This is a genomic window from Streptomyces tateyamensis (genome assembly GCF_003205575.1).
GTDB classification, from domain to species: Bacteria; Actinomycetota; Actinomycetes; order Streptomycetales; family Streptomycetaceae; genus Kitasatospora; species Kitasatospora tateyamensis.
The window spans coordinates 1-13,025 of the sequence record NZ_PYBW01000101.1; the positions used below are offsets into that span (position 1 = coordinate 1).

Below are 13,025 nucleotides of genomic sequence, written 5' to 3' on the forward strand. Positions count from 1 at the left end.
CCAAGCTCCCCGCAACGGCGTGGGAGGCTTCCCTCCGCCAGGACGGCGAGATCCAGGAGGACTACGGCATCGCGGAGTTGACCGGACTGAGCAACCGGCCCGGTTGGCCCGACGGGATGCGGCTGCTGGTCCGCCGGGTGAGGCCCGCCGGCCGCCACAGGAAGAAGCTCACCGCGTTCGAGCTGAAGACGGGCTGGAAGTACTCCGTGATCGCGACCAACATCCGGCACATGTGGGGCATCGCCGGCTCCCACCAGCCGCAGTGGCTCGACGCCGTCGCCCGCGAGCACGCCGTGGTGGAGGACCGGGTGAGAGCGGACAAGGCGATGGGGCTTCGGAATCTTCCGAGCAAGTCGTGGGAGGTGAACCGCGGTTGGATGCTCGCCGCGAACCTCGGTCACGACCTGGACTGCTGGGTCCGCCTGCTGGCCCTGCACGACCAGTCCGATCTTGAGCAGGCCGAGCCGGACACGATGCGGTACCGGCTCTACCACCTGCCCGCGCGCCTCCCTGGCCCTGCCAACGGCACCACCACCTGCACCAGCGCGGGCGTCACAAGCTCGTACAACCAGGCCACCCTGTGGGCCCGCGAGCGGACCACCGGCCGCCTCCTCGCCTACCCCATCGCCAAGAGCCCCGCCAACAACTGCGCCAACGACTACACCGCCCTCGCCGACCCGCTCAAGGGCACCGTCATCGCCACCGGCGTCGACACCACCACCTACCCCGTGGTCGGCTCCGTCGGCGACCTGAACAACGACGGCATCCCCGACCTCTACGCCCAGAACTCTGCCAACAAGCTCGTTACGTGGACCGGCACCACCAACACCTCCGGCGCCGTCACCGGCTTCACCGGCCTCAGCTCCATCGGCGACCTGCACCTCCCGCTCGCCCGCTACCCCCTCACCAGCGACGCGAGCGACGCCAGCCGCCAACACAACGGAACCCCCACCGGCGACATCACCTTCGCCCCCGCCACCCTCGGCGGCGCCCCCACCCAGGGCGCCGTGTTCAACGCCACCAGCAACAACGGCGAGATCGACACGACCCTGAAGGTCAACACCCAGCAGTCCTTCACCCTCGACACCTGGGCCCGCGCGGACCAGAACGACGGCATCGCCATCAGCCAGGACGGCACCAACACCAGCAACTTCAAACTCTGGCCCGCCACCATCAACGGCACCGCCAACTGGACCTTCGCCATGGCCACCGGCGACCCCACCACCGGCTCGCCCTACGACACCACCAACACCTACACCTCCGCCGCCCGCGTCCAAGCCGGCACCTGGGCCAAGCTCACCGCCAGCTACAACGCCACCACCGGCCAGATAGCCCTGTTCGTCAACGGCGCACTCGCCGCCACCGGGACCCACACCGTCACCATCCCCGCCACCGGCAACCTCGTGCTCGGGCGCTACAAGAACACCGGCACCAACGGCAGCTTCTTCCACGGAGCCCTCGCCGACCTCTCCGTCTACGACCACCCCACCGGCCTTCCGACCACCCTCACCGGCGGCACCGTGCTCCGCCCCGGCGACACCGTCTACGCCGCCCACACCATGCTGACCATGCAGACTGACGGCAACCTCGTCCTCTACGCCCTCAACATCCAGAACACCCCCACCAGCCAGGCCCTCTGGTCCACCAACACCAGCGGCAACCCAGGCGCCTACGCCACCATGCAAACCGACGGCAACCTCGTCGTCTACAAGCCCGACTTCGCCTACACCACCCCCGGCACCAGCGCCAACGCCCTCTGGTCCTCCGCCACCCCCAACAACCCCGCAGCCGTCGCCAAGATCCAGGACGACTGCAACTTCGTCATCTACAACACCACCGGCACACCCGTCTGGAACACCCACACCTACAACCCCAACCCCTGACCGACTCCGGGCGCCGCGCTCGGCAGCGTGCCAATCCTTTGAGCCCGAGTCACCGCTCGGGCTCAAACAGCGCACTCAGCTCGGGACAGCTCCCACTAGCTCTACCGATCCCAGCCTCAGGTGGGCCCGCCGGACACATCGTCCCGCGGGCCCACCGCCCCAGCGAGGAACCACCTATGCTCAGGTAGACAGACTTCGATCCGTTCTAACCGGTCCCACGGAACGGTTGGTTCGGCCACCTGAACTCCTTGCAGCTCCGCCTCGCTGTCCTTCCCTCGCCCTGATCTAGAAGTCTGATGAAGATGTTGGGTTCTGGCCCCACCGCGCGAGCGGTGGGGCCAGACTCGTTTCGTGGCGATGGGGGAATGGGCTGGGGAACTGGTCGGGCCGGATGTGTGGGAGACCTGCCGGGAGTTGATCCCGGCGGGGAGTGTGTTCGCGTTCCTCGCCGAGCACCGGGAGTCCCTGTTCCCGGGCTCGATGTTCGCGGACATGTATCCGTCGAGGAACGGGCGGCCGAGCATGCCGCCGCAGGTTCTCGCGGCGACGGTGGTGCTGCAGAGTCTGCACGGGCTGTCGGACTTCGACACGGTCCAGCAGCTTCGCTGCGACCTGCGGTGGAAGGCCGCCTGTGGCCTGGGCCTCAACGACACCGCGTTCGACCCCTCACTGCTGGCTTACTTCCGGCGGCGGCTGCAGCGCTCGCCGGATCCGAACCGGTTGTTCACCAGGGTCAAGGAGGTGGTGGCGGCCACCGGCGTGCTCAAGGGCAAGCAGCGGCGGGCCCTGGACTCCACCGTGCTGGACGACGCGGTGGCCACCCAGGACACCGTCACCCAGCTGATCGCGGCGATCCGCCGGGTGATCCGGGACGTGCCCGGCGGTGAGAAGACCGCCGCCATCTGGTGCACCGCCCACGACTACACCGACCCGGGCAAGCCCCGCATCGCCTGGAACGACGAGCAGGCCCGCGCCGCACTGGTGGACGCGCTGGTCACCGACGCGCTCAACCTGCTCGGCCGCCTGCCCGAACGGCAGCTGGACGAGAAGGCCGCGGACGCTGTCGGGCTGCTGGCCCTGGTCGCCGGCCAGGACGTGGAGGTCGCCGACGGCTCCGACGGGCGCGACGGACGCTGGCGCATCGCCCGCGGCACCGTCTACGGCAGGATCGTGTCCACCGTCGATGCCGAGGCCCGCCATATCCACAAGAATCGGACCCGCCACCAGGACGGCTTCCGCGCCCACGGTGCTTTCGAACCCGAGACCGGCCTGCTCACCGAGGTCGAGCTCACCGCCGGTACCGGAGCCGAAAATCACGAGGCAGCCGTCGCCGAGGTCCTGCTCGCCGACGAGACCGAGGATCTGACCGTGCTCGGCGACACGGCCTACGGCAGTGGCGATCTACGTGAAGCCCTCGAAGCAGACGGCCACACCCTCGTGATCAAGCCGCCGCCGCTGAAACCCGCCGTCCCCGGCGGCTTCACCGCCGACGACTTCCACGTCGACACCGCCAAAGGCGAGGTGACCTGCCCCGCCGGCCACACCAAGGCCCTCGGCCGACCCGACGCCAAGGGCGCCCGCACCGCCCAGTTCAAGAAGCTCTGCACCCATTGCCCCCTGCGCGAGCGATGCACCCGTTCCAAGACCGGCCGAGCCTTCCAGGTCCACGCCCACTACGACCGCTTGAAAACCGCACGCCAGCAGGCCGCCGACCCGGACTGGCAAGCCGAGTACCGGCGTTGGCGCCCGCCCGTCGAACGCGCCATGGCCTGGCTCGTCGCCCGAGGCAACCGCAGAGTCCGCTACCGAGGCGTCCTGAAGAACAACACCTGGCTCCACAACCGCGCCGCAGCCCTCAACCTCCGCCGACTGATCAACCTCGGCCTCACCCACACCGGCCACACCTGGGCCCTCACTCCAACCACCACATAGCGATGGAGGGGCTGTCCCCAACCAGGACAGCCCCTCCAACAGCAAGATCTTCATCAGACTTCTAGGCGGTGCCATCAGCGCGGCTGGAGCGATCTACAACGTGACGCTCGCCAAGAAGAAACTGCCCGTTCGGCGGGTAGGAGGCCCCTGCCCATGTGACCGCGACGGGTGGGACCTGGGACCCTGTACCGCTATAAGCGCACAGTTGACGGGCCCTTGCCCGAGTCTCTGCCAGCCATTCCATTCACTCGTGTGAGTGATGGCCTGTCATGGCACTGTCGAATAGCGTTCCCCTGGCCATGGGCGGCCGCCCAGCGGATTCTCGGAGGAATGCACGGTGTCGACCAGCGGTGTGCAGGACATACCCGGCGCGGATCGGCGGTTGCTGGTCAGCGTGTTCGATCCGCAGGAGGCGCGGGAGGCGGTGCTCGGGGGTGCCCGGATCATCGACAGCGAGGACCCGCGCAGCGCGCTCGGGACGATCAAGCCGCAGCGGATCATGGACATCGGGGACGCGGTGCTGCGCACCCGGCGGCAGCTGCCGGTGCAGCTGAGCACCAACATCGGCGAGGACCAACTGCTATTCCGGCGGGCCGATAACGGGCTGGCGATGGCCAAGTCGGCCTACGAGCAGGTGAGCAAGGCGGCCCAGGCCGCGCTCGGGGTGGCGGTGGCGATGGGCACCGGGGTGCACCCGTGCGGGATCCTCAAGGTCGGCCTGGACGGCATGGCCGTCGACGAACTCGCCGAGGTGCTGGGCGAGATCGTGACCACCCTGCGGCGCAGCGACCAGGTGTCCCGGACCCGGGTGATGTCGGTGCTGTTCGCCCAGGACCTGGACCTGTGGGACGCGCGCAAGGCGCTGCCGCAGGTACGGCGGGTGCTGGTGGGGCTGGGTGAGTACCAGCCGTGCACGCCGGACGCGCCCGGGGCGTTCGACCTCGGGGAGTTCCGGACGGACGAGGCGGGCACCTTCGCCGCCGTCAACGAACCTTTGCCCCACCAGGACTGCGGCCTGACGAGGGATCGGCGCACCGACCGGGAGGCGATCCTGGGGATGGTGGAGGCCAGCGCGGCGGCCGGGGCTGACGCGGTCATGGTGGGCACCAGCGTCCAGATGAAGGCGGCCCGGATCGGACTGATCTCCACCGCCGACAGCCCGGAGCTGGTCGACCTGAACCGGTGCGACACCGACTCCGAGGGCCTGCCCCGGGCCGGGATCCTGTCGCTGGACGAGATCCGGTTCTTCGTCGAGGTGTGCCACAGTTACGGCATGCAGGCCAACCTGGCCGGCTCGGTGCAGAGCCACCAGGCCCAGCAGATCTGGCGGTTGGTGCCCCAGCTCGACCAGCTCTCGGCCCGCGGCGGGGTCAGCGCGCTGGCCCGCGACCCGTTCGGCGCCACCGGCTCCGGCGAGGGCGCCCGGCGCGGGCGTACCGTGCGCAGTTCCCTGGTGGGCGGGATCCTGCCTCCGGAGCAGGGCGGCTACCTGGTACTGCCGAGGCGGATGGCCGCCTCGCCGCAGGCTCGGGAGAGCGTGGCGGCGCTGCTCAAGTGCCACCCGGACCTGACCGCCTTCACCGCGGACGAGTACGGCGCCCTCGCGCCGCTGAGCTGAGCCGGGCCGCGGGTGGCCAGGTGGTCAGGTGACCACCGGCTTGTCGGTGGCGGGGGCCTTGAGGACCGCGTTCAGCAGCGGGCTCAGCTTGTCCACCAGGGTGTTGTAGTCGCCGACATGACCGTCGGACCACTGGCCCACGCCGACCAGCACGGTGTTCCCGTAGGCCGCGAAGGACTGGACCGCGCCGGCGTCGGCGGGCAGCCGGCGCAGGCCGCTGTCGGAGCCCGGGACCAGGGTGCCGACCTCGATGTCGGCCGGGTTGCCGGCCAGTTGGGTGAGGACGTGGGCCACGTCCGCCGGGTCCTTCAGGGTGAACATGGCCACGTTGAACTCGTCGCCGGCCGCGTTCCGGTAGAGCGCCTGGTGGAGGCCCAGGCAGCCGTGGCTCTGGGTGATCAGGCCGGCCAGGGTCGGGCCGACCACCTCCGACCCGGTGCAGTCGGTCTGTGCGGCGTCGACGACCAGGGTGTATCCGGCGGGCTGCGCCGGGAAGCCGGGCGCGGCCGGGGCGGCGGAGCTGGAAGGGGCGGCGGAGGGCGCGGTCGAAGGAGTAGCGGCGGCCGGCGACGGCTTGGTGGCCGCCGGTGCCGCGACCGCCTTGGCCTGGTGCGGGGCGTTCAACAGCCCGTACGCCCCCAGCCCCACTATGCCCACCGCCACCGCGATGCCGAGCAGCACCTTGGCCCGCGGCCGGCTCTTCCTGCTGCTCTCCTGCGGGCCCACTACCGGATCCACCAGGCCGCTGCTCGCCCGGTGATTCCGGACGAACTCGGCCCACTGCTCGTCGTCCACCCCGTGATTGGTCACGGGTGAACCTTAATCAGGTCAGATCACGATGGAAAACGACCATCGGATGCCCGGGGCCGAGGTAGTCCGCCACCACCTCGTCGCGGAAGCCCTGGCTGCGGTGGAACGCCACCGAGCCGGTGTTGGGCAGCGAGGTGATCGCCTTCAACCGCACCGCGCCCTGACTGCGCGCGACCGTGGCGAACTCGCCGTACAGCCGGCCGGCCAGCCCCTGGCCGCGGGCGTCGTCCCGGGTGGCGACCAGGTGGACGTACCCGGTGGCGTCCGGCGTGACGAACCCGACCAGGTAGGCCAGGATCCCCGCCTCACTGCGCGCGACGAAGCAGGTGGCGGCGAACTCCTTGACCAGCGCCCGCAGGTGCGCCGAGCGCAGGTCGCGCTCGCCCCAGTAGCGGTCGTTGTCCTCGACCACCTGGAGCAGGTCGGTGATGTCGGCGGTCTCGATCGTGGGTTGCATGATCGCGATGATAGGCCGGGGCCCGGGGCCGGGCGGCCCGGGAAGTCGACCGAGCCGACTTCCCGGGCCGCCCGGTTCAGTTCCTCAGTCCCGCACCGCCGCGTTGGCGTCGATCAGCCCGTGGCCGTAGAAGCCGTTGTCCGCGGGCGAGCCCTCGCAGACCGCTCGCCAGGCGCCGGTGCCGTCCGGGTCGAACGGGCCGGCGGGGCAGGCGATCGGGGGCGCCTGGGCGGTCAGCAGCGCGGTGAGCTCGGCCGGCGAGGCCCACGGGTGGGCGCTGGCCAGCAGCGCGACCACGCCGGTCACGTGCGGGGTGGCCATCGAAGTGCCCTGCTTGTAGCCGTACTTGTTGCCCGGGACGGTGGAGAGCACCCGCCCGTTGTGGTCCGGGGTGTCCGGGAGCTGGAACCTGGAGTCGCCACCGGGAGCCGCCACCGTCACCACGTCCGCGCCGTAGCTGGAGTAGAAGGACTTGACGCCCTTGCTGCCCACCGCCGACACCGCGATCACGCCCGGGAGTTCGGCGGGCAGCTCGAGGCAGCCGTTGTCCACCGGCCGGCTCAGCGGCGTGCTGTCGTCGGGGCTGGTGGTGTCCGTGCTCTTGTGCGCCATGTCGGTGTTGAAGTTGCCGGCCGCCGCGACGTTGAGCACCCCGTTGTGCTGCGAATACTCCACCGCCCGGCGGACCGCGGTGACGATCGCGGCCTGGTCCGGGTCGGACTGGCAGTTGTAGAGCCACGGGTCGATGAAGTAGCTGCTGTTGGTCACCTTGACGCCGTGCTCGGCCGCCCAGACGAAGCCGCAGACCGCGTACTCCGGGTAGATGAAGCCGCCGTCGTCCACCACCTTGATCGAGGCCAGCCGCACGTCCGGCGCGATGCCGACGATGCCCTTGCCGTTCCTGGCCGCCGCGATGGTGCCCGACACGTGGGTGCCGTGGTCGCTGGTGGTGGGCTGCCAGGACTTCCAACTGGTGTCCGGCACACCGCCGTTGATGCAGGAGGCGGAGAGCGACGGGTCGACGTTCGGCGCCAGGTCCTCGTGCGTGGCGTCGATCCCGGAGTCCATCACCCCGACCACCACGCTGCGGCTGCCCAGGGTGACCTGGTGCGCCTGGTCGGCGCCTATCTGGCGCAGGTCCCACTGCTCGGGTTCCAGCGGCTCGCTGCCGTCGGCGGGCGCGGTGGCGGGCGCGGCCACCAGCTCGGTGCCGTCGTCCACGGCGGCCGGGATGCCGGCCGTCCGGGTGGCCCCGACCGAGTCGATCCCGTTCTGGCCGCGCAGCCTGGCGGCGAAGCCGGGGTCGGTGGACCGGGCGACGATCACGCCGATCTGCTCGTAGGCGTACACCACGGTGCCGCCGGCGGCGGTGACCGCCCGCTCGGCCTTCTGCACCTGCCCGTGGTTGGCCCTGGTGTTGACCACGTAGCTGAGCGCGGTGCCGGCGGCCGAGGCCCCGGTCGCGGCGCCCAGCGGCACCGCGAGCGCGGCCGAGGTCACCAGTGCCACCCCGGCCGCGCCCCCGCGCAGCCGGTCAAGTCGACGAACTCCCATTGGGGTTGGCCCTCCCGAGTTGACGTCGGCGCGAGGGCTGGTGAGCCTTCGCGCTTGAGTAACCGAAAGGTATGGAAGCAGCAATGCGTTGCACAAGAGGTCGCACGTGAAACGGCCCGCCGGTCCAGGGCCGGCGGGCCGTCAGCTCGAACGGGGCGTCAGACCTGCGGGCCCGCCGGGTCCTGCTGGACCTGGGCCGGCACGGCTGCCCGCGGCGCCTTCAGCTGCGGCGCGGCCGGGGCCGCGGCCGCGGCCGCGGGAGCCTGGCCGAAGAGCCCGTTGAGCAGGCCGAGCGGGTTGATCCGCACCAGGTGCGAGGGCGCGTAGTAGTGGTACCCGTAGTGGCTGCGGGCCCGGTTGTGCGCGTCCAGCGTCGGCTCGGTGCTGCCGTCCTGCGCGGTGACCACCAGGCCGGTGTGGCTCTTGGTGCCGCCCGGACCGGCGTACGTCACCACCACGTCGCCGGGGCGGGCCTGCTCGGGGTGGTCGCCGATGTCCTGCCCGAGGTGGCTGTCCATCAGGTAGTCGTACAGGTTGTGGTACTGCGGCAGATCGCTGATCAGCAGCAGGTCGTACGTGACCCCGTTGGGCGCGGTGTAGTGGAAGTAGTCGTCCTGCGGGTCGTCGGGGCCGAGCCCGGGGACCAGACCGGCTGCGGCCAGCGCGCGGGCGACGTACTCGGCGCACTGGTACTTCTCCTGGTCGGCACCGAAGGCGACCGGGGTACTGTCGTTCCAGGCGGTCCAGTTCCAGTGGCCCTCGGCCCAGTCCACCTCGACCCCGCGCAGCACGTCCCCGATGGTGGGGACCCCGGCCGAGACCGGAGCCGAGTCAGCGTGCGCCGGTGCAGCGGCGAGGGCGGGCCCGGCAGCGAGCGCGAGCGTGAGGGCGGCACCGGCCAGCCGGCGGCGTACAGCATGACGCATGATCATGACTCCCCGAAGTCAGTCGCGTTGATTCAGTCGCATTGAGTGATGATCACGCTACCGCAACCAGGAGCGCGATCCGTGCACCCCTGACGGTCCGCAGCTCAATACCGCCATCTGGTCGCCGCCACCAGCTCCTCGGGCGGCAGGGCGCCCAGCAGCTCGTGCTCGGCCTGGCGGACGGCCAGCACCGCCTCGTACAGGGGCGCGCCCATCGCCTCGCGGAGCAGGGTGGAGGCGCGGTACTCGGCGAGGGCCTGCGGCAGGGTGGTGGGCAGGCGCGGGACGTCCTCGGTGGGGAGGGCGGGGACCTCGGCGGGGAGGGTCTGGTGCGCGTCGAGGCCGGCCAGGCCGGCGGCGAGGACGGCACCGATCAGCAGGTAGGGGTTGGCGGCGGCGTCGAAGCACTTGAGCTCGGCGTTGGCACTGGCCGCGCCCTCACCGGGCGGGCCGGGGATCAGGCGCAGCGCGGCCTCGCGGTTCTCCAACCCCCAGCACTGGTAGGCGCCGGCCCAGCGCTGCGGGACCAGGCGCAGGTAGCTGGCGGGGCTGGGGGCGCCCAGGCAGAGCAGGGCGGGCAGCTCGGCCAGGATGCCGGCCAGGAAGGACTCGGCCTCGGCCGTCAGCCCGTACGGGCCGGGGCCGCCCTGGCCCAGGTTGCGCGGACCGCGCCAGAGGGAGAGGTGCAGGTGGCCGCCGTTGCCCACCGCGCCGGGCTCGACCACCGGGGCCACCGAGGTGCGCAGGCCGTGCCGGACGCCGACCGCGCGGATGGTCTGGCGGGCCAGCACGGTGGTGTCGGCGGCGGCCACCGGATCCTCCGGCGCCAGCGAGAGCTCGAACTGGCCGCCGGCGTACTCGGGGTGGAGCTGGAGCACGGCCAGCCCCTGCTCGTCCAGCGCCTGCAGCAGGTCGCGCAGGTAGTCGGAGAGGTCGATCAGGCGGTGCAGGCCGTAGGCGGGGCCGTGGGTGGGGTAGTCGAGCGGCTCGCCGGGCGCGCCGGCCCGGGCCACCACCCACTCGATCTCGATCCCGGCCCGCAGCTCCAGGCCGCGGGCGGCGGCCGCGGCCACCTGGCGGCGCAGGAAGCCGCGCTGGCAGCCGGGGTGCGCGGCACCGTCCTGGGCGAACCGCTCGACCGGGGCCCAGGCCCAGCCGGGCTGGGCGGCCAGCCTGGTGAGCCGGTCGAGGTCGGGGACCAGGCGCAGGTCACCGGCCGGGCCGCCGATGTGCGCGCTGGTGGTGATGGAGTCGTCGACCAGGAAGACGTCGAAGCAGGGGGCGGCGCCGACGCCCCAGGCGGCGGCCGCCTCCAACCGGCGGACCGGGACGGTCTTCACCCGGGCCAGGCCGGCGTTGTCCACCCAGCCGAGGACCACGCCGGCCACCCCCTCGGCGGCCAGCTCGGCGGCCGCCACCCGGGCCCGGGCCGCCCGCCCGGCCCGCTCGGCGAGGGGGTCGACCGCTCCGGCGGCACCGGCTTCCGACTGCTCAGCGGCAATGGTGCTCATACGATCCATGCTGGCCCGCCCGACCACCGGTCGGTACTCCCCGCAGGAGTGGAAGAAGTGGCGCGAAACTGACGCTCCAGCAGCCCTCCGGCCTCTTCCTACCAAGAAGTAACTTCGCTACAGTGACCGCACGCACCACCGCCGGGCTTCGGGAGCCGCACCGGCGGGGCGCCGCGGCACGTCTGCGCGGCCGGTGCCGTTCACGGTCCCGGGCCATCCGCCCGCCACGGACCGGCGCACTTCACCTGGACCAGGGGCCAAGCCCCTGGCGCGGGCACCTCGCGGTACGGCCGGAGCGGACCGGCCCACCGCGAGCCCCGCTTCCTCTCCTCGTGCCGCACCCCCTCTTCGCGCCACGCGCCAACGCCACGCGCCACCGCCCCGTGCCAACGCCACGCGCCACCGCCCCGCGCCACCGCCCCGCGCGGTTCGCCCCGGCCCACCCCCGGTTTGACCGTCCCTCCGGTCAGCCCGCTCCGGCCTTCCCGAAAGGACCAGCGACGATGCAGGCTCCCGAGCTCTCCCCCGCCCCCGACGCACCCGAGACCCCCGCCCGCCCCTTCGCCACGGTCGCCGTGGTGGGCCTGGGCACCATGGGCACCGGCATCGCCGTCGCCGTCGCCCGCACCGGCCGCCGGGTGATCGGCATCGAGGCCGACGGCGCCGCGGCCGGCCGGGCGCTGGCCCGGATCGAGGAGGCCACCGCGCACGCCGTGGACCGCGAGCGGCTCAGCCCCGAGGAGCGCGCCGCGCTGCTCGCGCTGATCAGCGTCGGCGACCAGCTGGACGCCGCCGCCGCGGCCGACCTGGTGATCGAGGAGGTCCCCGAGCAGTTGGAGCTCAAGCGCGAGCTCTTCGCCGAGCTGGACCGGATCTGCCCGCCGCACACCGTGCTGGCCACCGGCACCACCTCGCTCTCGGTGACCCGGATCGCCGCCGCCACCGCCCGCCCGGAGCGGGTGCTGGGCCTGCACTTCTTCAACCCGGTGCACGCGATGAAGCTGGTCGAGGTGGTCCGCAGCGTGCTGACCGACCCCCAGGTGGCCGAGCAGGCCGCCCAGTTCGCCCGCGAGCTGGGCAAGGAGCCGGTGGCCGCCGGCGACCGGCCCGGCTTCGTGGTGAACGGCCTGCTGTTCGCCTACCTCAACCAGGCCGCCGCGATGTTCGAGTCGCGCTACGCGACCCGGGAGGACATCGACGCGGCGATGCGGCTGGGCTGCGGCCTGCCGATGGGCCCGCTGGCACTGCTCGACCTGATCGGCCTGGACACCGCGCGCACCGTGCTGGAGGCGATGTACGAGCAGTCCAGGGACCGGCTGCACGCCCCGGCCCCGATCCTGGGCCAGCTGGTCTCCGCCGGGCTGCTCGGCCGCAAGACCGGCCGCGGTTTCTACCGCTACGAGGCCCCCGGCTCCTCCCGGACGGTCCCCGACCACAGCGCCGCCGAGGCGGTCCGGGTGGCCGGGCGCACCGTCGAGTCGGTCGGCGTCTGCGGCTCGGGCACCATGGCCACCGGCATCGCCGAGGTCTTCGCCAAGGCCGGCTTCCCGGTGCTGCTGGTCGCCCGCGGCCAGGACAAGGCCGACAAGGCCAAGGCCCAGCTGGCCCGTTCGCTGGACCGCTCGGTGGCCAAGGGCCGGCTCACCGCCGAGCAGCGCGACCGCACGCTGGGCCTGGTCACCCCCACCGGCACGCAGGCCGACCTGGCCGGCGTGGACCTGGTGATGGAGGCGGTGGCCGAGGACCTGGCGGTCAAGCGCGAGCTGTTCGCCGCCCTGGACAAGATCGTCAAGCCGGGCGCGGTGCTCGCCACCACCACCTCCTCGCTGCCGGTGATCAGCTGCGCCACCGCGACCTCGCGGCCGCAGGACGTGATCGGCATGCACTTCTTCAACCCGGCCCCGGCGATGAAGCTGGTCGAGGTGGTCTCCACCGTGCTGACCGCCCCCGAGGTCACCGCCACCGTGCTGGAGCTGTGCGCCACGGTGCGCAAGCACCCGGTGGAGTGCGGCGACCGGGCCGGCTTCATCGTCAACGCCCTGCTCTTCCCCTACCTGAACGACGCGGTGCGGATGCTGGAGGAGCACTACGCCACGGTGGACGACATCGACACCGCGATGAAGCTCGGCTGCGGCTACCCGATGGGGCCGTTCGAGCTGCTGGACGTGGTCGGCCTGGACGTCTCGCTGACCATCGAGCGGGTGCTGCACCAGGAGTTCCGCGAGCCCGGCCTGGCCGCGGCCCCGCTGCTGGAGCACCTGGTGGCGGCCGGCTGCCTGGGCCGCAAGACCGGTCGCGGGTTCCGCGACCACGCCCGCCGGTGACCAGCCCGGA

The 13,025-nt window shown here is 72.0% G+C and carries 9 protein-coding genes; 4 read left to right on the forward strand and 5 right to left on the reverse strand.

What is annotated here, in order from left to right:
* The 3 genes from C7C46_RS37415 to C7C46_RS25280 form a co-directional block, all read left to right on the forward strand.
* Nucleotides 1-1,883 (forward strand): LamG-like jellyroll fold domain-containing protein (locus tag C7C46_RS37415; RefSeq protein WP_181442511.1); only part of this gene is annotated, 1,883 nt, incomplete at its 5' end.
* A 357-nt stretch (nucleotides 1,884-2,240) separates the two neighbouring features.
* Nucleotides 2,241-3,815 carry an IS1182 family transposase gene (locus C7C46_RS25275; protein ID WP_110672222.1) on the forward strand — a complete coding sequence of 525 codons (1,575 nt, stop codon included), beginning with the start codon at nucleotides 2,241-2,243 and terminating at the stop codon, nucleotides 3,813-3,815.
* A 337-nt stretch (nucleotides 3,816-4,152) separates the two neighbouring features.
* A complete protein-coding gene (locus tag C7C46_RS25280; protein WP_110672223.1) occupies nucleotides 4,153-5,433 on the forward strand; it encodes a (5-formylfuran-3-yl)methyl phosphate synthase in 1,281 nt (426 codons plus the stop codon).
* Nucleotides 5,434-5,457: 24 nt separating this feature from the next.
* On the opposite strand, the gene C7C46_RS35270 is transcribed toward C7C46_RS25280, so the two are convergent.
* From C7C46_RS35270 to C7C46_RS25315, 5 genes are all read right to left on the reverse strand, one after another.
* Entirely contained in the window at nucleotides 5,458-6,243 is a 786-nt protein-coding gene (locus C7C46_RS35270; protein WP_181442512.1) for a hypothetical protein, read from the reverse strand.
* A 13-nt stretch (nucleotides 6,244-6,256) separates the two neighbouring features.
* Nucleotides 6,257-6,700 (reverse strand): GNAT family N-acetyltransferase, encoded by a 444-nt coding sequence (locus C7C46_RS25295; protein ID WP_110672225.1) that lies wholly within the window; start codon nucleotides 6,698-6,700, stop codon nucleotides 6,257-6,259.
* Between the two features lie 84 nt (nucleotides 6,701-6,784).
* Complete coding sequence (locus tag C7C46_RS25300) at nucleotides 6,785-8,254, reverse strand: S8 family peptidase (protein ID WP_110672226.1); 1,470 nt, start codon at nucleotides 8,252-8,254, stop codon at nucleotides 6,785-6,787.
* A 158-nt stretch (nucleotides 8,255-8,412) separates the two neighbouring features.
* On the reverse strand, nucleotides 8,413-9,180 hold the full coding sequence (locus C7C46_RS25310) for an amidase domain-containing protein (RefSeq protein WP_181442513.1): 768 nt from the start codon (nucleotides 9,178-9,180) through the stop codon (nucleotides 8,413-8,415).
* Nucleotides 9,181-9,284: 104 nt separating this feature from the next.
* Nucleotides 9,285-10,691: a type I glutamate--ammonia ligase gene (locus tag C7C46_RS25315; protein WP_110672228.1), complete on the reverse strand. Its 1,407-nt coding sequence runs from the start codon at nucleotides 10,689-10,691 to the stop codon at nucleotides 9,285-9,287.
* A gap of 503 nt (nucleotides 10,692-11,194) precedes the next feature.
* Between C7C46_RS25315 and C7C46_RS25320 the strand changes: the two genes are divergently transcribed.
* On the forward strand, nucleotides 11,195-13,015 hold the full coding sequence (locus C7C46_RS25320) for a 3-hydroxyacyl-CoA dehydrogenase family protein (protein WP_110672229.1): 1,821 nt from the start codon (nucleotides 11,195-11,197) through the stop codon (nucleotides 13,013-13,015).
* Nucleotides 13,016-13,025: the final 10 nt, after the last annotated feature.